The 20,826-nt window shown below is 63.7% G+C and carries 23 protein-coding genes; 6 read left to right on the top strand and 17 right to left on the bottom strand.

Translation table 11 applies throughout. From position 1 onward, the window contains the following. Positions 1-27: 27 nt before the first annotated feature. From WIT60_RS05320 to cydP, 11 genes are all read right to left on the bottom strand, one after another. On the bottom strand, positions 28-519 hold the full coding sequence (locus WIT60_RS05320) for a Dps family protein (protein ID WP_339582905.1): 492 nt from the start codon (positions 517-519) through the stop codon (positions 28-30). Between the two features lie 129 nt (positions 520-648). Continuing rightward, positions 649-1,512 carry an alpha/beta hydrolase gene (locus WIT60_RS05315; protein ID WP_339582904.1) on the bottom strand — a complete coding sequence of 288 codons (864 nt, stop codon included), beginning with the start codon at positions 1,510-1,512 and terminating at the stop codon, positions 649-651. Next, a complete protein-coding gene (locus tag WIT60_RS05310; protein WP_339582903.1) occupies positions 1,509-2,231 on the bottom strand; it encodes a class I SAM-dependent methyltransferase in 723 nt (240 codons plus the stop codon). Before WIT60_RS05310 ends, WIT60_RS05315 begins: the two co-directional genes overlap by 4 nt. A 32-nt stretch (positions 2,232-2,263) precedes the next feature. Then, positions 2,264-3,094 (bottom strand): redoxin family protein, encoded by an 831-nt coding sequence (locus WIT60_RS05305; RefSeq protein WP_339582902.1) that lies wholly within the window; start codon positions 3,092-3,094, stop codon positions 2,264-2,266. Between the two features lie 253 nt (positions 3,095-3,347). Further along, complete coding sequence (gene katG, locus WIT60_RS05300) at positions 3,348-5,522, bottom strand: catalase/peroxidase HPI (RefSeq protein WP_339582901.1); 2,175 nt, start codon at positions 5,520-5,522, stop codon at positions 3,348-3,350. A 244-nt stretch (positions 5,523-5,766) separates the two neighbouring features. Beyond that, the gene (locus WIT60_RS05295) at positions 5,767-6,054 is read right to left on the bottom strand and encodes a cyd operon YbgE family protein (RefSeq protein WP_339582900.1); all 288 of its coding nucleotides are present in this window, start codon (positions 6,052-6,054) and stop codon (positions 5,767-5,769) included. A 1-nt stretch (position 6,055) separates the two neighbouring features. After that, positions 6,056-6,163 carry a cytochrome bd-I oxidase subunit CydX gene (cydX, locus tag WIT60_RS05290; protein WP_339582899.1) on the bottom strand — a complete coding sequence of 36 codons (108 nt, stop codon included), beginning with the start codon at positions 6,161-6,163 and terminating at the stop codon, positions 6,056-6,058. A gap of 10 nt (positions 6,164-6,173) precedes the next feature. Then, positions 6,174-6,782, bottom strand: coding sequence for a ubiquinol-cytochrome c reductase iron-sulfur subunit (gene petA, locus WIT60_RS05285; protein WP_339582898.1), 609 nt, complete (start codon positions 6,780-6,782; stop codon positions 6,174-6,176). A gap of 17 nt (positions 6,783-6,799) precedes the next feature. Beyond that, a complete protein-coding gene (gene cydB, locus WIT60_RS05280) occupies positions 6,800-7,936 on the bottom strand; it encodes a cytochrome d ubiquinol oxidase subunit II (RefSeq protein WP_339582897.1) in 1,137 nt (378 codons plus the stop codon). 19 nt (positions 7,937-7,955) lie between these two features. Then, positions 7,956-9,524: a cytochrome ubiquinol oxidase subunit I gene (locus tag WIT60_RS05275; RefSeq protein WP_339582896.1), complete on the bottom strand. Its 1,569-nt coding sequence runs from the start codon at positions 9,522-9,524 to the stop codon at positions 7,956-7,958. Then, positions 9,521-9,697 (bottom strand): cytochrome oxidase putative small subunit CydP, encoded by a 177-nt coding sequence (gene cydP, locus WIT60_RS05270; protein WP_339582895.1) that lies wholly within the window; start codon positions 9,695-9,697, stop codon positions 9,521-9,523. Before cydP ends, WIT60_RS05275 begins: the two co-directional genes overlap by 4 nt. Before the next feature lie 183 nt (positions 9,698-9,880). Between cydP and WIT60_RS05265 the strand changes: the two genes are divergently transcribed. Further along, complete coding sequence (locus WIT60_RS05265; RefSeq protein WP_339582894.1) at positions 9,881-11,245, top strand: sigma-54 interaction domain-containing protein; 1,365 nt, start codon at positions 9,881-9,883, stop codon at positions 11,243-11,245. A gap of 80 nt (positions 11,246-11,325) precedes the next feature. Here the strand turns inward: WIT60_RS05265 and WIT60_RS05260 are convergent, their stop codons facing one another. From WIT60_RS05260 to WIT60_RS05245, 4 genes are all read right to left on the bottom strand, one after another. Beyond that, on the bottom strand, positions 11,326-11,517 hold the full coding sequence (locus tag WIT60_RS05260) for a YgaP family membrane protein (RefSeq protein ID WP_339582893.1): 192 nt from the start codon (positions 11,515-11,517) through the stop codon (positions 11,326-11,328). A 23-nt stretch (positions 11,518-11,540) separates the two neighbouring features. Further along, positions 11,541-13,340, bottom strand: coding sequence for a SulP family inorganic anion transporter (locus tag WIT60_RS05255; protein WP_339582892.1), 1,800 nt, complete (start codon positions 13,338-13,340; stop codon positions 11,541-11,543). Further along, positions 13,337-13,699, bottom strand: a complete 363-nt coding sequence (locus tag WIT60_RS05250) for a protein tyrosine phosphatase family protein (RefSeq protein ID WP_339582891.1) — start codon at positions 13,697-13,699, stop codon at positions 13,337-13,339. Before WIT60_RS05250 ends, WIT60_RS05255 begins: the two co-directional genes overlap by 4 nt. A gap of 64 nt (positions 13,700-13,763) precedes the next feature. Then, positions 13,764-14,135 (bottom strand): metalloregulator ArsR/SmtB family transcription factor, encoded by a 372-nt coding sequence (locus tag WIT60_RS05245; protein ID WP_339582890.1) that lies wholly within the window; start codon positions 14,133-14,135, stop codon positions 13,764-13,766. Positions 14,136-14,207: 72 nt separating this feature from the next. Between WIT60_RS05245 and WIT60_RS05240 the strand changes: the two genes are divergently transcribed. Together WIT60_RS05240 and WIT60_RS05235 are read left to right on the top strand one after the other, a co-directional pair. Continuing rightward, positions 14,208-15,077, top strand: a complete 870-nt coding sequence (locus WIT60_RS05240; protein WP_445207653.1) for an MBL fold metallo-hydrolase — start codon at positions 14,208-14,210, stop codon at positions 15,075-15,077. 24 nt (positions 15,078-15,101) lie between these two features. Beyond that, positions 15,102-15,548 carry an OsmC family protein gene (locus WIT60_RS05235; RefSeq protein WP_339582889.1) on the top strand — a complete coding sequence of 149 codons (447 nt, stop codon included), beginning with the start codon at positions 15,102-15,104 and terminating at the stop codon, positions 15,546-15,548. Between the two features lie 29 nt (positions 15,549-15,577). On the opposite strand, the gene WIT60_RS05230 is transcribed toward WIT60_RS05235, so the two are convergent. Next, positions 15,578-16,198 (bottom strand): class I SAM-dependent methyltransferase, encoded by a 621-nt coding sequence (locus WIT60_RS05230; protein ID WP_339582888.1) that lies wholly within the window; start codon positions 16,196-16,198, stop codon positions 15,578-15,580. A gap of 14 nt (positions 16,199-16,212) precedes the next feature. Continuing rightward, positions 16,213-16,584 (bottom strand): rhodanese-like domain-containing protein, encoded by a 372-nt coding sequence (locus WIT60_RS05225; protein ID WP_339582887.1) that lies wholly within the window; start codon positions 16,582-16,584, stop codon positions 16,213-16,215. Positions 16,585-16,737: 153 nt separating this feature from the next. Here WIT60_RS05225 and WIT60_RS05220 point away from each other — a divergent pair, with 153 nt between their 5' ends. The 3 genes from WIT60_RS05220 (at position 16,738) to WIT60_RS05210 (ending at position 20,813) form a co-directional block, all read left to right on the top strand. Further along, a complete protein-coding gene (locus tag WIT60_RS05220; protein ID WP_320362456.1) occupies positions 16,738-17,127 on the top strand; it encodes a DUF2946 family protein in 390 nt (129 codons plus the stop codon). A gap of 83 nt (positions 17,128-17,210) precedes the next feature. Then, positions 17,211-19,313: a TonB-dependent copper receptor gene (locus WIT60_RS05215; RefSeq protein WP_339582886.1), complete on the top strand. Its 2,103-nt coding sequence runs from the start codon at positions 17,211-17,213 to the stop codon at positions 19,311-19,313. Positions 19,314-19,493: 180 nt separating this feature from the next. Beyond that, entirely contained in the window at positions 19,494-20,813 is a 1,320-nt protein-coding gene (locus tag WIT60_RS05210; RefSeq protein WP_339582885.1) for a DUF3422 family protein, read from the top strand. Positions 20,814-20,826: the final 13 nt, after the last annotated feature.

Raw genomic sequence — 20,826 nt, 5'->3', positions numbered from 1 at the left:
CTTTGCGCAGCGGTCAACCGCCTGCGTTCACTCTTCCAGCAGGCTGCGCAGCATCCACGCGGTCTTCTCGTGCACGTCAATGCGCTGGGTCAGCACGTCGGCCGTGGGCTGGTCGTTGGCCTCGTCCACCACGGGGAACAGCTTGCGGGCGGTGCGGGCGGTGGCTTCCTGAGCGGCCACCAAGTGGCGGATCATGTCGTTGGCCTTGGGCACGCCTTCCACTTCCTTGATGGAAGCCAGCTTGACGAACTCCTTGTAGGTGCCCGGTGCGGGGAAGCCCAGCGAACGAATGCGCTCGGCAATGATGTCCAGGGCGTTCCACTGTTCGGTGTACTGGTTCATGAACATGGTGTGCAGGCTGTTGAACTGCGGACCGGTCACGTTCCAGTGGAAGTTGTGGGTCATCAGGTACAGGGTGTAGCTGTCAGCCAGCAGGGCCGACAGGCCTTCGGCGATTTTCTTGCGATCGGCTTCACTGATGCCGATGTCCATCGACAGCTTCTTGGATTGCTTTGCCATCTTCTTGCTCCTGAAAAAAGGGGCGGCACCACGTTGCTTGTGCCATGGTGACACCATACCAAAAACTCACCCAGCTCTTGTCCGATGAGATCAGTGATGCACACCGCAGATGCGACTTTGTTGATGTCTTCACCGGGGCGCCAGTGCCAGTGAGGCACGCAAGAAGGCCATCATGCGTTGCACGTGATCCGGGCCCAGTCCGTGGGTCAGGTCGTGTCCACCTGGTACCGCCAAACAGGCATCGGCGCCGGCGCCGCACGCATCGGCCAGCCGCAGGGCGTCTGTGAAGGGCACGGTCTCGTCGTCCTGACCATGCACAAACAAGATGGGACAAGTGATAGCCCCGGCACTGCGCAGCGGTGCAATCTCATCAAAACGGGCGCCGATCACTTCCTGCACGTGGGAGAGGATCCAGCGTCCAGGCCATCGAGACGGAATGCGCATCTGGGCCAGCCAGCGCTGCATGACTTCGGCCGGGTGCGCAAACGCGCTCAGGCTGATGACCGCACGCACGGTCGGCTGGCGTGTGGCGGACAGCAAGACGGCCCCCGCTCCCACGGAATGACCGATCAAGGCCAGTCGCGAAGCGTCCACCTCCGGCTGTTGACGTAGCCAGGCCAAGCCGGCCTCCACGTCCTGCGCAAACCGTGGCAAGGACTGAAAGTCCACGGCACTGCTCAAGCCATGGCCGCGGGCATCCAGGACCAGCAGGGCCAGACCGGCCTCATGCAACCACGGTGCAGCGGGCAACATCAGACCCGCATGCGCCCCCCAGCCGTGCATCAGCACGGCCCCTGGCGCCAGCGCCTCCTGTGGGCCAGGCGGTGCGATGTACCAGGCGAACAGGCGACTGCCCCCCTCCCCTTCGATCCAGACCGGGCGAATGTGCTGCCCAGGCAATGCCAGCCCCTCGGGCATCACCGAATGCGTCAGACGTGGTGCGCGCAGCCCCCGCAGCAAGACGCGGTGTGCGAGGGCCTTGAACAGGTTCATCGCGACGCCGCGCTGCGCTCGATGCGACGCAGCAGGCGCACATGCATCGGACGCGTGAAGTCGGCACCTGAGGGGCCACAGTGCGGCGCAAAGGCTCGAGCGACCCGGGCAATCACTTCATCGGTCAAGGCGTGGTCGGCAAAGGTGGGTCGCATCATGCGCTGTTCAAACTCATTGAAGTCCGCGTAGTGCACGGGCATGTCAAAGCGTCGCTCAGCCACCTGCTCCCACGTACCGTGAGCGAGCGCCCGGTCCACCGCGGACTGCGCGGCGGCACGCACTTCCCCCTCGTCATTGAACAGGCGCACGATCTCGTTGAGCGGGCCGTCGTACACCGGCTCCGAGACATACAGGTGCCCGCCCAGGCGCAGCACGCGCGCCACCTCGCTCAAGGCCTGATCCAGCAGGTGCAGAGGCACGTGGTGCAGGGACTTCAGCATCAGCGCCAGGTCGAAGGATGCATCCGCAAAAGGCACCGATTGCGCGCCTGCGGCCACGAAGCTCAGTCCTTCTTGAGGTGCCGCCAGGTTCTTGGCATGTTGGCGCTCGTCCACCTCCAGCCCCGTGACATGACTGGTGGGGTAGGCCTGCACCAGCTGGCGGGCCAGCCTGGCATTGCCGCAGCCCAACTCGATGATGCGTTGGCCCTCCAGTGTCACCAGTTCGGACAAGACTTGCAGTTCGTTGTGGATCAAGGGAGCGTTCGCTGAAGGAGACATATCGGGTATCACGCAAGAAGATCATTCGGGCATCAGGACGCCTCACGCAGTGCGCGCAGGCGGGCTCGGAGCGCTGGCTCACTCAACACCCCGAAATGGAGTTCGACGATGCGGCCATCGGAGTTGACAAACAAGGTTGCCGGCAAACCGGCCACGCCCACGGCAGGCCCCAATTCCGAGGTCAAATCGAGCCACACACCTCGCAGGGGCAGTTGGGTGCTGCGCAAGTAGGCCTGTACGTCTTGAGCGGACTCCCCCTGGTTGACGAACAGAAACTGCACATCGGCTTCGGTGCGCTGCAGGCGCGCAAAGATGGGCATTTCCTGTCGACAGGGCCCGCACCATGAGGCCCAAAGGTTGATGACCCGCAACTGTCCATGGCCCAGGCTGGGCAGGGGCTGGGCGCTGCCATCGGCCTGATGGTGCACCAGCACCTCAGGCAAAGGGGGCTGCGCATCATCCGGGCTCAAGGCCCAGCTCGCAGTGCCCCACGCCAGGCTGCCCGCCATCACCCCCACCCCCATGGCGTGACGCCAGGCTGGCCGGCGCCAAGCCTTCCACAGCAGCCACATCAGTCCGGCGGCCCATCCACTCCAGCCATGCCAGCCACCATCGCGAACATCGAGCACAGCCAGTGGGTGAGCCAGGTAGAGGTCGGCGTTCAGCCCCACATGCACCAGACGGGCCCACAGCAAGCCCCACCAGGCTGCATGAACGAGCTCATCGCCCGGACGCTCACCGACTGGCAAGCCTGAACGCCGATGAGCCCAACGGCCCGCCAGCCAGGCGCCCAGCCACACGGACACGATCAAAAGCAAAGGGGCCACCGGCAGTGCCAGCGGCCCGAGTGAGAGGGAATACACGTTCGTCTCAGTCGGAAAAATCAGAGCGGCATCAGTGTGCTGGATGGCGCACCGACAAGATCGGACACAGCGAGGCGGGCACTGTCAGATGTTTGATCCCCAGCACACCACAAGCACACGGCCAGCATACCCCAACAGGTATCAGAAAGGAGCATCACTGATAAGTAAGCCTTGCAAACCTGAGACGGGCCCAAAAGAAACGCCCCGGCAAGCCCATCAACCTGCCGGGGCGCACATCACGGGACTCAGGCGATCAAGCCAGATCGAAACGGTCCGCGTTCATGACCTTGGTCCAGGCCGCCACGAAGTCTTGAACGAACTTGGCCTTGTTGTCGTCCTGGGCGTACACCTCTGCGTAAGCTCGCAGCACCGAGTTCGAACCGAACACCAAGTCTGCGCGAGTGGCCGTCCACTTGGTGGCGCCCGACTTGCGATCGACGATGGCATAGCTGTTGCGGCCCGTGGGCTTCCAGGTGTAAGCCATGTCGGTCAGGTTGACGAAGAAATCGTTCGTCAGCGCCCCGACACGGTTAGTGAAGACGCCGTGTTGGCTGCCACCGTGGTTGGCACCCATCACACGCATGCCCCCAACCAGAACCGTCATCTCACAGGCGGTGAGGCGCAGCAGTTGCGCGCGGTCGAGCATCAACTCTTCCGGCGACACCACGTAGTCCTTCTTCAGCCAGTTGCGGAACCCATCGGCCAATGGCTCCAGCACGTCGAAGGAGTCGACGTCGGTCATCTCCTGCGTGGCATCACCGCGACCCGGTGCGAAAGGAACGGTCACTTCTACCCCGGCAGCCTTGGCTGCGCGCTCGACACCCAGGTTGCCGGCCAGCACGATCACGTCAGCAACACTGGCACCGGTCTCGGCAGCGATCTTTTCGTACACAGCCAGCACCTTGGCCAGACGTGCGGGCTCATTGCCTTCCCAGTCCTTCTGCGGCGCGAGGCGGATGCGGGCACCATTGGCGCCACCGCGCTTGTCAGAGCCCCGATAGGTACGAGCGCTGTCCCAGGCCGTGCTGACCATCTCGCTGATCGACAGACCTGCCGCCGCGATCTTGGCCTTGACGGCGGCAACGTCGTAATCCGACTTGCCAGCGGGAATGGGGTCCTGCCAGATCAGGTCTTCAGCCGGCACGTCCGGGCCAATGTAGCGGGCCTTCGGCCCCATGTCGCGGTGAGTCAGCTTGAACCAGGCGCGAGCGAACACGTCAGAGAAGTAGGCCTGATCCTTGGCGAAGCGCTCCGAGATCTTGCGGTACTCGGGGTCCATCTTCAGCGCCATGTCCGCATCGGTCATGATGGGGTTGTAGCGGATCGACGGATCCTCCACGTCCACGGGCTTGTCCTCGTCCTTAATGTTGATGGGCTCCCACTGGTGTGCACCCGCCGGGCTCTTCTTCAACTCCCATTCGTAGCCTAGGAGCAACTTGAAGTAGCCGTTGTCCCACTGCGTGGGGTTCGTCGTCCAGGCACCCTCGATGCCGCTGGTGACGGTGTCACGGCCCACACCACGGGTCTTGTGGTTGTTCCAGCCCATGCCCTGCTCTTCCAACTCGGCACCCTCCGGCGCCGGGCCCAGGTTGGCCGCGCTGCCGTTGCCGTGTGCCTTGCCCACGGTGTGACCGCCAGCGGTCAAGGCCACGGTTTCCTCGTCGTTCATGGCCATGCGCGCAAAGGTCACCCGCATGTCCTTGGCGGTCTTAAGTGGGTCGGGCTTGCCGTCCACACCTTCCGGGTTCACGTAGATCAAACCCATCATCACGGCGGCCAGTGGGTTCTCCAGATCGCGCTCGCCCGAGTAACGGCTGCCTTCGCTGCCGCTAGGTGCGAGCCACTGCTTCTCGGAGCCCCAGTAGATGTCCTTTTCCGGGTGCCAGATGTCTTCGCGGCCGAAAGCAAAGCCGAAGGTCTTCAAGCCCATCGACTCATAAGCCATGTTGCCGGCCAGGATCATCAGGTCGGCCCAGCTGAGCTTGTTACCGTACTTCTTCTTGATCGGCCACAGCAGGCGACGCGCCTTGTCGAGGTTGGCGTTGTCCGGCCACGAGTTCAGTGGGGCAAAGCGCTGGTTGCCCGTGCCTCCGCCACCACGACCGTCGGCAATGCGGTAGGTACCGGCCGAGTGCCAAGCCATGCGGATCATCAGGCCGCCGTAGTGACCCCAGTCAGCCGGCCACCAGTCCTGGCTGTCGGTCATCAGGGCCTTGAGGTCCTTTTTCAGGGCGTCCACATCAAGCTTCTTGACCTCTTCGCGGTAGTTGAAATTCGGGCCCAGCGGATTGGTCTTGCTGTCGTGCTGGTGCAGGATGTCGAGGTTGAGGGCCTTGGGCCACCAGTTCATGTTCGTGCTGCTGGCCGAGGTGGCGCCGCCATGCATGACGGGGCACTTGCCGGTCGAGCCAGAGTTTTGCTGGTCCATGTCGATCTCCTTTGTGATGGTCATTGAACGAAGCGGTGACAGCCGGAAGCGCGCTTGTGGCGGCGAGGCTGGCACTCGTCTGTGCGTGATTCAATGTAGCCGGAATGTGCATTTTTGCCACCCGTTTCATCATCGGGAATCCTCATCGCGGGCATAGAGGATTTCACTATCGATCACAGTAAGCTATTAGTTATGGCAAATAGGCATAATCAGACGGGGCCAGCGCACTCACGTACGGACCCGCTCAATGCAAGGCCTTGAGGCAAACGGCAACGGTCAGGCCCAGCGCGCATGACCACCCGGAAAACAAGCCGCGCCACAGCCACCACCTCGGAACAAAGCCCACACCGCGGATGAAGCCGGCGCTCATGGCCCAGAACAGCGCCATGGCGAGGCTGTGATCGGCGCGGCCTGCAGCGTCGGACATCAGTGGCGGATACAGCGCCCCCCCGCCCATGATGAGCAGCGCCACCCACAGTGCAGGCCAATGAAACCCGGGGCGGGTCGGCACATCGGTGACGGGCGTGTCCATGTCAGCGCTCCCCCTTGGCGCGCGCTTCCTCGTTCTCGCCCCACATGGCGTTGAGGATGGCCAGAAGCACCGCAAAGCCCACACCCAGAACCCAAGCGAAATACCACATGACTGTCTCCTCAAGCTTTGGCGTCGTCTTCGCCGATCAAGATGCGCGTTGCCGACACATACCGATGCGGCGGGATCTCCAGATTGGTAGGGGCGGGCTTGTTCTTGTAGACCCGCCCTGCCCCATCAAAGGTGCTACCGTGGCAGGGGCAGAAGTAGCCCCCCGGCCAGTCTGCCTCCACACTGGGATGACCGCTGCCCGCTGCGACGGTGCTGGGTGAGCAGCCCAGGTGGGTGCAAATGCCCACGGCCAGAAACACCTCGGGTTTGAGCGAGCGCGTGGCGTTCTGCGCGTAAGGGGGTTGCTGAGCTTGCTCCGAAGCGGGATCGGCCAACTTCTGATCGTGCCCCTGAAGTTGCGCCAGCATCTCCGGCGTGCGGCGAACCACCCACACCGGCTTGCCGCGCCACTCCACAGTTTTCATGGCACCAGGGGCCAGGTCAGCGATGTCCACCTCGACGGCGGCGCCTTGTGCCTTGGCGCGCTCACTTGGTGCCAGCGTGGACACGAAAGGGATGGCCGTGGCCACCGCGGCCACGCCCCCTGCGGCGGTGGTCAGTTTGAGCCAACTCCGGCGGCTGTCCAGATCTCTCGGGTCTGGGCTGATGGCATCACTCATGATGTGCTCCTTGTCGATCAGTAAGCGGCATGGTCGTTCTCGCGGATGTAGGCCTCGGTGACCTTGCCGCGCATCACGCGGTAAGCCCAACTCGTGTACATCACGATCAGCGGCATGAAGATGACGGTGGCCCAGAACATGATCCCCAAGGTCAGATGACTGGACACGCTGTCCCACACCGTGAGGCTGGCGTTGGGCATGCTGCTGGAGGGCATCACGAAGGGAAACATGCTGGCGCCCGCGGTGCCGATCACCCCCACCATGGACAGCGCCGAGCTCACGAAGGCGGCCAGCGTATGGCGCAAGCGCAGCAGCACCACCGCTGCCAGGGCGCCCACGACCGCCAGCGCAGGCAAGAGCCACAGGAGCGGCTGCGCGGCATAGTTCGCCATCCAGGCACCGGCTTCACGCACCACGGTCTTGCTCATGGGGTCGGGCAAGGCCGACGGATCCACCACCGAGGTGATGCGATAGCCGTCAATGCCTTGCAGCCAAATGCCCGCCCCGACAAAGCCCAACACCATGAGCACGGCAGCCCAGGTGGCGCCTTGGATGGCCCGGGCCTGAACACGGCCTTCGGTGCGGTGAGCCAGGTAGGTCCCGCCGTGCATCGTGATCATGGCACTGCTGACCACCCCGGCGAGCAAGGCGAAGGGGTTGAGCAGCTGCCAGAAGCTGCCCGTGTAGATGGAGATCAGGTACTCGTCAAAGCCGAAAGGCACGCCTTGCAGCAGGTTTCCAAAGGCCACGCCAAAGATCACCGGGGGCACGAAACCACCGATGAACAGGCCCCAGTCCCACACGCTCCGCCAGGTGGCGTTGTGGATCTTGCTGCGGTAATCGAAGCCCACGGGGCGGAAAAACAAGGCCCACAGCACCGCCAGCATGGCCCAGTAGAACCCGCTGAAGGCGGTGGCATACACCAAGGGCCAGGCAGCAAAGATGGCGCCACCACCGGTGATGAACCACACCTGGTTGCCATCCCAGTGCGGGCCAACGGTGTTGATGACCACACGGCGCTCGACGTCGTTCTGGCCGACGAAGGGCAACAGGGTTCCGACGCCCATGTCATGGCCGTCCATGATGGCAAAACCGATGAGCAACACGCCCACCAACAGCCACCAGATGATCTTGAGGGTTGGGTAATCCAACATGGTGTGACTCCGAATGTGCTCAGGCGTGAGCGGTGTGATGTTCAGCTTCGCGGTCGTAACGGCCTGTGCCCAGGCTGCCCGGGCCCATGCGAGCGAACTTGACCATCAGGTACATCTCGACGATGAGCAGCACGGTGTAGAAACCGATGAAGCCGGCCAGCGAGCCATAGAGGCTCTCCACACTCAGGGTGGACACGCTCAGGTGCGTGGGCAGCACGCCGTAAATCGTCCAGGGTTGGCGCCCGTACTCGGCCACGAACCAGCCCACCTCACAGGCAATCCACGGCGCGGGCAGCATCCACAGCGCCGTACGCAGCAGCCAGGGTCGCTGCGTGAAGATGCCCTTCAACGAGGTCCAGAAGGTCAAGGCGAACAGGGCCAGCATGGCGAAGCCCAGGCCCACCATCACGCGGAACGACCAGAACATGGGCGTGACACGGGGCACGGTGCTGTCCACCGCCTTGTCGATCATCTCGGTGCTGACCTCACCCATGTCGGTCGTGTACTTCTTGAGCAGCAGGCCGAAGCCCAGGTCGGCCTTGTATTGCTCGAAGACCTGCTTGGCCCCCTCATCGTTGCGGTCCTTGCGAAGGGCTTCCAGCGCCTTGACCGCCTCGATGCCCCGAATCACCCGATCGCGGTTCTTGGCCTTGATCTCGTGGATGCCCGGAATCTCCTTGTTCAGCGAGCGGGTGCCAATCAGACCCATGACGTAGGGAATCTCGACCTCCCAGTCGTTCTTCTGCTCGGCTTCGTTGATGCCGGCGATCAACTTGAGGCCAGCGGGGGCCGGCTCGGTTTCCCACATGGCTTCGAGCGCGGCCATCTTGGTCTGTTGTGCCTCACCCACGGTGTAGCCTGACTCGTCGCCCAACACGATCACGCTCAGCACCGAGGCCAGCCCAAACGCCGAAGCGACGCGGAAGGACCGCTTGGCAAACTCCACGTCACGCCCCTTGAGCAGGTACCACGACGAGATGGACAGCACGAACATGGCGCCGGTCACATACCCCGCCGAAACGGTGTGAACGAACTTGGCCTGTGCATCGGGATTGAAGATCACAGCCCAGAAATCGACCATCTCCATCCGCATCGTTTCATAGCTGAACTCGGCCCCCACGGGGTTCTGCATCCAGCCATTGGCGATCAGAATCCACAAGGCCGACAGGTTGGTGCCGATGGCCATCAGCGTGGTCACCAGCAAGTGCTGCGTCTTGCTCAGGCGGTCCCAGCCGAAGAAGAACAGGCCGATGAAGGTGGACTCCAGGAAGAAGGCCATCAAGCCTTCAATGGCCAGCGGAGCGCCAAAGATGTCTCCCACGTAGTGCGAGTAGTACGCCCAGTTGGTACCGAACTGGAACTCCAGCGTGATGCCGGTGGTCACGCCCAGGGCGAAATTGATGCCGAAGAGCTTGCCCCAGAAGCGGGTCATGTCCTTCCAGATGACCTTGCCGGTCATCACGTACACACTTTCCATGATGACCAGCAACCAGACCATGCCGAGGGTCAACGGCACGAACAGGAAGTGGTACATCGCTGTGGCGGCAAACTGCAGCCGAGACAGGTCAACCAGTTGTTCGGATATCACTTGGAGGCTCCTTGAGAAGAGGTGACACCGCCCAGGTGCTGTCCGATGCGGTCGGTGTCCACCGGAACGCGCGCGTCGCGGATGAACATCCACCACAGCCCGGTCAGCACCACGATCTTGATCACCACCGCTGTGATGAGATGGCGCAAAAGGCGACGATCAGAAGGTGTCATACCCCGACACGTATACAGATTTCGTGCCACTTTCTCGTCGTCGAAAAACTGAAGATGGATCAAGGACTTAGCCCGACACCGGGTCGCTCAGCCTGCCAAAGTGCTCGACAAATCACTGCCAAAACCGCCAAAATGGCCGCCACACTGCCACATTGGCGGTGATTTCACTGTCTGGAATTCCCCATGGCCGACGATCTCCCAGCGCTGGTGTCCTACCTGGATGGCCTGCCCGAACCCCACATCGTGTTCGACCTGGACTATCGGATCGTGGCCGCCAACACGGCTTATATGCGCGAGTACGCCCAGAACCAGGACGTCAAGGGGCGCACCTGCTACGAGGTCTCACATCACTTCAATGTGCCGTGTGACCAGGCAGGTGAGAGCTGCCCCCGCACCCGTGCCCTGCATTCCGGCCAACGCGAGCGCATCCTCCACCTGCACCACACCCCCTGCGGGGAGGCCTACGTCAACATCGAACTGGTGCCGCTGAAGAATCCGCAGGGACAAGCGGTTTACTTCATCGAGAAGATGGAGCCCTTGAGTCTGGGGCATCAGAACACACGCCAACAGGGCATGGTGGGGCGCTCCCCTGCTTTCCGGGCCACCCTGGAGATGGCGATGCGGGTGGCCCCCACCACGTCTAGCGTGCTGTTGCTGGGCGAGTCTGGCACCGGCAAGGAACTGGTGGCGCAGGCCATCCATGACGCCAGCCCGCGGGCCAGCGCCCCGTTTGTGGTGGTGGAATGTGCCAGCCTGACCGAAACGCTGTTTGAGAGCGAACTCTTCGGCCATGAGAAAGGTGCGTTCACCGGCGCCACCTCGGCCCGCGTGGGCCTGGCCGAATCGGCCAACGGCGGCACCCTGTTTCTGGACGAGGTGGGCGACATCCCACTGAGCATGCAGGTCAAGCTGCTGCGCCTGCTCGAAACCGGCACCTTCCGTCACGTGGGCAGCAGTGAGCTGCGCCACACCGATGTGCGGGTGATCGCGGCCACGCATCGCCCTTTGCGGGAAATGATCGCCCAGCAGCAGTTCCGTGAAGACCTCTATCACCGCCTGAGCACCTTCCCGATCAGGCTGCCGCCCTTGCGCGAACGACGCGAAGACATCCCCCTCTTGGCCGAGACCTTGCTGGCACGCGTGGCGCCTTCACGGCATCTGAGCATCTCCGCCTCGGGCCAGCAGCGGCTGATGGATCACCCCTTCAGCGGCAACATCCGCGAGTTGCGCAATGTGATGGAGCGGGCAGCGCTGTTCTGCGATGGCGAGGTGATCGAACGGGCTCACATCGAGCACGCTCTGGCGGCCGATGCATGGGCTGCCACCACCACGACCACGGACCCTCAGTTGCCTGGGGCAACGCAGCCCCTGGAAGCCGTCTCAAAGTCCCAGCGTCAGGCCCTCGCGGATGCCGCCCTGTGGGACGCAGCCCAGGCGCACCGCGGCAGCCGGGCCGAACTGGCCGCCAGCCTGGGCATCAGCGAGCGCTCTCTGTACCGCAAGCTCAAGGCCTTGCAGGCCCAGGTCAAGCCAGGTACCGCTCGCTGACCTGGGCAAGACTGGGCACGACATGAAAAACGGGCCACATGGGCCCGTGTGTGCGTGTTGCCAGGCCCGCAGGCCTTGCATCACTTCTTCATCTTGCAGGTCGACAGACCGAAGGGCAGGTAGGCCGGGCACCAGCCACTCAAGCCTGTGGCCAGGGGCACCACGCCGATCCAGCCCCAGACACCCACCGTGCCGGTTGCGGCCAAGCCGATCAGCACCACACCCGCCGCAATGCGGGCCACACGGTCGATACCACCAACGTTTGCTTTCATGCTCATTCTCCTGGGTTGAAAACTCACTGTCTGGTTTGCAGTGCATCCCAAGCGTGCTGTGCACTCAAGAAGATACGCCCTGCAAACCGCTTGTCAAGCGACACACGATGCAGACGGTCCATCACCGGCCCCTTCACCTCGGCAAGGTAAAGCGATCGCCCTTGCGCCGTCTGCGCGTCATCAAATTCGATCAGCGACTGGAGCGCCGAGTGGTCGATCCGGTTCACCGCCGACAACAGCAGCACCAGACTGTGCACCTGGGGACGGCGGCTGAGCATGTCGCTCAGCCCCATCTCCACGTGCTGGATGTTGGTGAAGTCCAGGCTTTCGTCCACGCGCACCACCATCACACCCGGCAGGCGCTCCACGTCGTAACGCTGCACGTTGCGGAAATGCTCGGTACCTGGCAGGCGCCCCACTTCGGCCATGTGCGGCTGGCTGTGGCGCCAGATCATGGCGCCCAGGGACCAGGCAATGCCCAACAAGATGCCCGACTCGAAGCCCAACAACATCACCCCGGCCGCCGTGCTCAAAAACGCCCAGGCCTCAACCCGGTCGTAGCGCCAGGCGTCGCGCAGGCCCTGCCACTGCACCAGGCCTGACACGGCCATGATGATGACGGCGGCCAGTGCCGCCTTGGGCAACCAGGCCAGCCAGGGCAGGAACATCAGCATCAAGGCGCCCAGCAACAGCGCCGTGAACACACCCGCCAAAGGGCTGCGAGCCCCTGCGGCCTCGTTCACCACCGAGCGTGACAGCCCGCCAGCCACAGCCATGCCACCCACCAGACCGCTGCCCACATTGGCCAAGCCCAGGCCGAGCAACTCGCGGTCAGCGTCGATGCGCTCGGTGTGCTTGAGCGCAAACGTTTGCGCCACCGACATGCTGCTGACAAAGCTCACCAAACTGATCAACAAGATGGGCATGACCAGGTTGGCCAAACCCGTGACAGGCACCTCGCTCAAGGACGACAGCGCCCGCACCGCCCCACCGAGTTCAACGTTCACCGCCCCCACCTGGGCCACGTGCCACTCGGTATGCCGATTCACCCACGCCGCCGCGAAGCTGGCCAATACCAACACCACCAGCGGCCACAGTCGGGACACCACCTGGCTGGCCGAATCCCGCATCCCAGCCATCCGCATCATGCGCGCCATCACCCGCGGCCCCAACCACAGCAAGGCCATGGCACCCAGGCCGATCAGCACGCTGCCCGTCTGCACATCCCAGCGCCAGGCGCCACTGCTGTCCACGAGGTGCTGGCGCACACCCGCCACCAGATCAGGCACCGTCTGACCCAGGGACGACCACCCTAGGATGGGCGCCACCTGCCCAGCCATGATCAACAAGGCCGACGCGACGGTGAAGCCTTGCACCACCGGTCTTCCCAGCAACTGAGACAGGAAGCCCATGCGCAAGCGCCCCATCAACAACATCAGCAGGCCGGAACCCAGGCCCAACGCGGCGGCCAAGGCCACGTACACCTCGGAACCCGGCACTGCCAGAGGCGTGAGCGCCTGCACCATCATCAAGGACGTGATGGCCGCCGGTCCCACCGACATGCTCGTGCTGCTGCCGAACACCGCATAACCCAACAAGGGCAGCAAGCTGGCCATCAGGCCCACATGCGGCGGCAAGCCAGCCAGCATGGCGTAGGCCAGGCTCTGTGGCACCAGCATCACGGCCACCACCAAGCCGGCCGTCAGGTCCTGCCCCAACCACGCGCGCTGCCATCCACGCACCCACGGGGGCGGCATGGACCAAGGAGCCCCGCTGTTCAGCGGTGCGCCTTTGGGGTCTGCGCTGGGATGAGAGAGGCTCACGCAGGGCGTCCGACGCGGCAACCGACAGCCTGGAACAAGGCGTTGGCACGACCACCTGCGGCACAGAAAGCCACGATGGGATGCGGCAAATCCGCGCACAGAGCCTGATAGCGGTTGACTTGCTCTGGCGTGATCATCATCGATGCCACGGGAAAGTGCACATACGACATGCCAGCGGCCTTGGCCGCCGCTTCGATCTGGGCACTGGTGGGCTGGCTCGGGCCGCCCTCACCGTCCGGACGGTTGTTGATGATGCTGCGGTAACCCTGACGCGCAAACACGGCGACATCGGCCACCGAAATCTGACCACACACCGTGAACTCGGGACACAGTTGGCTGGTTTGAACACTCAAGGTCATGGCTTTCTCCGCAAATTGGGTTGGAAGGTCAACAAAAGAATCGAGCAAGAGCAACCGCGAGACATCAGCACGTGCCACCGGGCATCGCCGCACCACACACCCGACTGTGCAAGACCTGCATGACAGCCGCCGCATCGGCGCTGACCAGCCGGTAGTAGATGTGTTTGCCCTCGCGACGCGTGTCCACCAGGCCTTCCTGTCGCAATACGCCCAGTTGCTGCGACAAGGTCGGCTGACGGATGCCCAGATCGGCCTCGAGCGCACTGACGCAGAACTCGCCCTGCGCCAGACGGCACAAGAGCACCAGCCGGTCGGTGTGCGCCATCACTTTGAGCAAGGCGCACGCCTTCTCTGCCGACGCTTGCAGCGCGACGAGATCGGGTGGCGGCAAGCTCACGGGCTGGGCCACTGGTGTTTCAGGCGTGGACACTTTCATGATTTTCATTATGTTGACAGATATATTGTTTGTCAATAAAGTGAAGCATCCGCTTTGCAAGAACCTTGTGCCATGACCGCCCTGCTCCCCCAAGTTCGATCCTTTCTGGACCCGGCCACCAGCACCTACACCCATGTGGTGTACGACCGTGCCGGCGGGCACGCGGCCATCGTGGACCCGGTGCTGGACTTCGATGCCCGCAGCGGCCGCACGGCGCACACCCGGGCTGATGAAGTCATCGCCTTTGTGCGCGCCCAGAACCTGACGGTGGACTGGGTGCTGGAGACGCACGCGCACGCCGATCACCTCTCTGCCGCACCGTACGTCAAGGCACAGGTGGGTGGCAAGGTGGCCATTGGCTGCGCCATCCAGCGCGTGCAAAGCGTGTTCAAAACCTTGTTCCACCTGGAGCCAGAGTTTGCGACCGACGGCTCACAGTTCGACCACCTGTTCGCCGATGGCGATACCTTCACCATCGGCGATCTGACCGCCACCGCCTGGCATGTGCCTGGCCACACACCGGCCGACATGGCCTTTGTGGTGGGCGATGCGGTCTTCGTAGGCGACACGATGTTCATGCCCGACGTCGGCTCCGCGCGCTGCGACTTTCCCGGCGGCGACGCGCACCAGCTCTACCAGTCGGTGCGCCGCATCCTGGCCTTGCCGCCCCAGACCCGACTGTTCATGTGCCATGACTACCCGCCCGCCACCCGCGAGTCGCAAGCCATGTGCACCGTGGCGGATCAGCGCCAAGGCAACATCCACGTGCGCGACGGCATCTCCGAGACCGAATTCGTGGCCATGCGCCAGGCTCGTGATGCCACCCTGGCCATGCCCAACCTGATCCTGTCCTCGGTGCAGGTCAACATCCGCGCGGGACACTTGCCGCCAGCCGAGTCCGACGGCCGCCACTACCTGAAGCTGCCTGTCAACGTTTTCTGAATCTTTCCTGAACGAGGTTCCACCATGGCCCAAGGCGTTCACCACGTCACCCTGACCCAGCAGCAGGACTACCAGTTCCGCATCGAGTTCGAGGGCAACATGCCCGCCCTCATCAGCGACGAACCCGCGCCACTGGGCGGCGGCACCGGCCCTTCGCCCGTGCAGATGCTGTCGGCCGCGGTGGGCAACTGCCTGTCAGACTCGCTGTTGTTTGCCTTGCGCAAGTTCAAGCAGGCGCCCGAACCCATTCGCACCGAAGTGACCGCCGAAGTGGGGCGCAACGCCGATGGGCGCATGCGCGTACTGAACATGACCGCCGCACTGCACCTGGGTGTACCGGCCGCCCAGTTGGAACATCTGGATCGCGTCTTGAGCCAGTTCGAAGCATTCTGCACCGTGACCCAGAGCGTGGGTCAAGGCATCCCTATCACCGTTCAGGTGTTCGATGCCACAGGCGCTCAACTGAAGTGAGCCTCGCGGGGGCATCACCGCCCCCGTGCTCAGGCCTGCCGCCGCCACACCCAGCGCGTGACTTGCGCCGGCCCCTGGTGAAACGGGCCTTCGTCCAGCGTGACCGGCCCCTCCGACGCCACCAGTTCCTCACCCTTGAGACCGGCGTCTGCCAGATCCGAACGCAGCCCTTGCAGGGTGTAGAGCATGTCCACATCCTTCGGCCCACCGCTGGTCAAGCCCAACTGGTTCGGGTGAAAGGCCTCCAGGATCAGCACACCGCCGGGTCTCAAGGCACGGGCCAGGTCGGCCATCACCTTGGTGCGCAAGCTGGACGGCAGGTGCAGGTACACCACCGCCACCGCGTCCACCGAATCCGGCTGGGGCGCCCACTCGGCCAGATCGGCCAGCACGGTGGTCACCTGCACGCCGCGCTCGGCGGCCAGGGCCCGGGTCTTGTCCAAACCCACGCTCGAGGCATCGACCGAGGTGACATGGTGTCCCTGCTGAGCCAGCCAAACACCATTACGGCCTTCGCCATCGCCCGGCACCAGCACCTGCGCGCCCGCTGGGATCAAGCCAGCCTGCGCGGCGAGAAACACATTCGGCTGCTGACCGTACTTGTAGGCCGCATCCGCAAACTTTTGATTCCAGAACTCACCTGTGGACATGCGCTGAACCTCGCTCACATCTTGCCCGCAGGCGACACCGTCGGGAAACCTTGTCGCACCCAGCCGGTCATGCCACCACTCACAAAGCGCACATGACCATAGCCACCCCGCTCGCGCAGGGCCTGCAGGGAGGCACGCGAGCGATTCTGCGTGGCGCAGATCAGGTACACGGGCTTGGACGGATCGGTCGGCACCTCGGTCAAGCGCTGTGCCAGTTGACTCATCGGCAACAAACGCGCCCCCGCCGCCACGCCCTGCGCGTGCTCATGTGGCTCGCGAATGTCAATGAGCACCGCCGCCCCGCTCTGATGTGCATCGCGTGCCTGAGCGACGCTCACCGCATCGGCCGGATCAGCGGCCTGCGAACAGGCTGCCAACACGGACATGGCACATACCAGCCAAGCTCGGCGGCACAGAGTGATTGAAGGTGGTGACATCACAGACCTCATACGGTGTAGGGTATACAAGCAAAGATACCACAGGCGGATTTTTGACACACATCAGTTCGGCGCCCAGCCACCTCTGCCTAGAATGCACGCATGTCACCCCTGATCCACACGCTGCGCCACCGCACGCGCCTGACCGCCTGGTTGGGCTTGCTGGCATTGTGCGCGCAGTTGCTGGCTGGGGGTGTCAGCAATTGGCACATGGTGCAGCGACTGGCAGGAGCCCCCAGCCTGCTCGACATCTGCTCCTCCACCGGGGGCACCCGTGGCACCCAGGACCCTGCCACCGGCACGGGTTCGGCCGCGCAGCACTGCCCCTTCTGCCTGGCAGCCAGCGGTCCCGCCCTGGCCCCCTCCCCCACGTTGGCTGTCGCGCTTCTGCGCCCTCAGCACGACACCCCGCCGAGCAGCTCAGCCGGCATCCTGCCCCGTGCCCCCGACTTGCGGCACGCGCGCACCCGCGCCCCACCTTTCTTCGCTTGATTTGCTTTTGACTTTGTTACCCGCGCGAGTCGGCCTGAGGCTGGCTCGCGTGGACGTCGTTTGCACGCGAAGAAAGACCTTTCATGTCGACCTCATTCCGCCCGACCGTCCTGGCGCTGTCCCTCGCTGCCGCATTCCCTCTCCAAGCACTCGCTCAGGCCGATCTGCCCGGCTCATCCACGCCCGACACCACCGCGCCTGACGCACAGTTGGCCGTGCTGCCCCCTGTGGTGATCACGGCCCCCACCATGCAGACCCCGCTGGTGACCCAGTTCAACCCGCGTGACCCGCAGCAGCCTCTGCCCGCCAACGATGGCGCCAGCCTGCTCAAGACCATTCCCGGCATGAGCGTGATCCGCAAAGGCGGCACCGATGGCGACCCCTTGTTCCGCGGCATGGCGGCCTCGCGGCTCAACATCCTCATCGACGGCGAGCACATCCTGGGCGGCTGTGGCATGCGCATGGACCCCCCCACAGCCTACGTTTTCCCCGACACCTTTGACAAGGTCAGCCTGATCAAGGGCCCACAGTCGGTTGAGCACGGCCCTGGCGCCTCGGCAGGCACGGTGCTGTTCGAGCGCAAGCCCACCTACTTCCGTCAACCCGGCGTCGAGTTCAAAGCTGCCGTCACCGGCGCCAGCTTCAATCGCTACGACACCTATGTCGATGCCAAGGCTGGCACGCCCTTGGGCTATGTGCAAGTGCAAGCCACGGAAGCCGCCTCCGGCGACTACGAAGATGGTGACGGCACCCGGGTCAACTCGGCTTACCGTCGCCGCAGCCTGAGCGCGTCGGTGGGATGGACTCCGGACGAGCACACCCGCCTTGAACTGTCGGCCATTGAAAGCCGGGCCAAAGCAGCCTACGCCGACCGCAGCATGGACGGCAGCAAGTTTGACCGCAGCAATGTGGGGATCAAGTTCGAGAAGACCCATATGTCCGGTCTGCTCAACGCGGTGGAAGCACAGCTGTACTACAACTATGTGGACCACGTGATGGACAACTACACGTTGAGGACATTTGTGCCCTCCATGATGATGCCCAACCCCATGTCGTCCAATCCGGATCGTGAGACCACGGGGGGGCGCATTGCCGTGACCCTGCGCCCTGACGATGTCCACAAGATCGTGCTGGGCGTGGACCAGCAAACCAACATCCACACCCTGCGCAAGAGTGGCATGGGCGGGGATCTGGTGAACTCCTACGCCAATCAAACACGGGTAGAGGACGCCCGCTTCCACAACCTGGGCCTGTTCGGAGAAGTCACCCACGTGCTGAGCAACGAACAGCGTGTGGTGGGTGGCCTGCGCCAGGACCAGTGGGAAGCGCGTGACCGCCGCACCACCCTCAGCAGCGGCATGATGAACCTGGGCGCCAACCCCACGGCCAACCAGACACGTGACAAGACCCTGCACAGCGGCTTCGTGCGCTATGAGCATGATCTGGGCGAACACACCCAAAGCTACGTCGGCCTGGGCTACACCGAGCGCGCGCCCGACTACTGGGAATTGTTCAGCAAGGAGTCGCTGAGCAGCATCAGTGCTTTCGACCGCATCAACCCGGAAAAAACCACCCAGATTGACGTGGGCGTGACCCACCAGCAAGGCCCCTGGGACACCTTTGTCTCGGCCTACGTCAGCCAGGTTCAGGATTACATCCTGATCCAGTCGAACGTCGTCAAGGGGATGCGGAGCACCACCGTGGCACGCAACGTTGACGCGCGCACCTGGGGTGGCGAGATCGGCGCGCACTACAAGCTCACACCGCAGTGGACCGCGCTGGGAAGCCTGGCCTATGTCAACGGCCACAACCGCACCGATGACCGCGCCCTGGGTCAGATCCCACCGCTGGAAGCCCGCCTGGGCCTGAACTGGCAGCGGGGTGCCTGGTCGGCTGGCAGCCTGCTGCGCCTGGTGGCCTCGCAACACCGCTACGCCGTCAATGAGGGCAACATCGTTGGGCAGGACCTGGGCCGCACTGGTGGCTTTGGCGTGGCCTCGCTGCACGGCGGCTACGCCTGGAGCAAAGCCGTCAAGCTCAGCGCCGGCGTCGACAACCTGTTCGACAAGACCTACGCCGAGGCCATCAGCCGGGGAGGCGCCAACGTGAGCGGCTACGACACCACCACCCGCATCAACGAGCCCGGTCGGACCTGGTGGTTGAAGCTGCAGGTGGCGCTGGACTGACCAAGCTCGCCCCAACAGGTGCAGGCCTGGACGCCTGCACCACCCCGTAGGGTGGTGGCCCTGCAATCACAGGGTGGCCGCCCCCTCGGCCCGTTGGCGGATTCGCAGACAATTCCAATCTGTTGCCCTCGCTGCCACCCGTCCACCATGCCTTCTGCTGCGTCTTCCGCTCCATCCTCCATGACCACCTTGCGTGTCCTGCCCGAAGACGACAGCCAACGCTGCGTGCTGCACAACGAGGTCCACGCCCGACCTCCGGCCCGCATCCGCCTGCCGGCCCTGGTGGTGTACGTCGCCGTGCTCAACGAGGGCATCACCCGTGAGATGGAGTGGCAACACCTGCGCCAACTCCCTGGGCAGCAAGACCTCACGCTGGACCATCTCTCCGGCAACTTTCAACGCCTGCGTTTTGCCAATCACACGCTCAAATGGGAGCGACACACGGAGTTCACGCGCTACTCCATCGTGCAAGCCCTGCCAGAGGACGCCCTCGTCCACGGCAATGATGACGAGCTGATCCGAGCCCTGGTGATGGACCCGGCGTGGCTGGCGGCCATTCCGGGCCGCACGGTGGCGGCCATCATGATGGCCATGATCAATGGTGACGTCGACGATCTGGACGGCATGAAGCGTGTGGGCGAGCCCTGGATCGAAGGGCGCGAAACCATGGCTTCGCTGCTTGGCATCCGCCGCTCCTGCGTGATGACCGACTTCCGCCTGCGTCCCAGTGGCTTCGAGCGCCTGCTGGTCATCTCCCCACCTGACACGTCCGAGTTGCGCGTGGGGCGCATCTCCCAGCGGCTGCTGGAGCTGGAAACCTATCGCCTCATGGCCCTACGTGGTCTACCTGTGGCCAAGGACCTGGGCCCGATGCTCACCCAGTCCGAAGCCCAGTTGGCCGAGATCATGGCGCGCATGGAAAACGCCGACACATCCGACCAGGAGTTGCTCGGCACCCTGATTGGTCTGGCCGCGCGCATTGAGCGGGCCACTGCCACACACATGTATCGCTTCTCTGCCACCATGGCCTATCACAGCCTGGTCGAACAGCGCATTGAGCAACTGCGTGAGACCCCGATCCCCGGCACGCAAACGGTGGGCGAGTTCATGCTGCGACGGCTGTCGCCGGCCATCGCCACAGTTCAGGCCACCTCACAGCGTCTCAGCGCGCTGTCGCAGCGGGTGGAGCGCGCCAGCGCGCTCTTGCGCACGCGTGTGGACATCGCCACCGAAACGCAAAACCAGATGCTGCTGGAAAAACTCACCAAGGGACAGGACCTGCAACTGCGCCTGCAATCCACGGTGGAAGGCTTGTCGATTGCAGCCATCGCCTACTATGTAGTGAGCCTCATCCTGTACGTGGGCAAGGCGGGCAAAGCTGCCGGTCTGCCGTTGAATCCGGAAATGCTGGCCGGCGCCCTGATCCCGTTGGTGTTGCTGGGCGTCTGGTGGGGCACCCGACAGATTCACAAGAAGATCACCCACAGCGCCGATCACTGAGGCAACACGCTGG

Origin of the sequence: Aquabacterium sp. G14, assembly GCF_037482285.1 — a bacterium.
Classification (GTDB): domain Bacteria; phylum Pseudomonadota; class Gammaproteobacteria; order Burkholderiales; family Burkholderiaceae_C; genus Aquabacterium.
The sequence above is the reverse complement of the archived record's forward strand: the minus strand, read 5'-3'. Positions and strand labels throughout refer to the sequence as shown.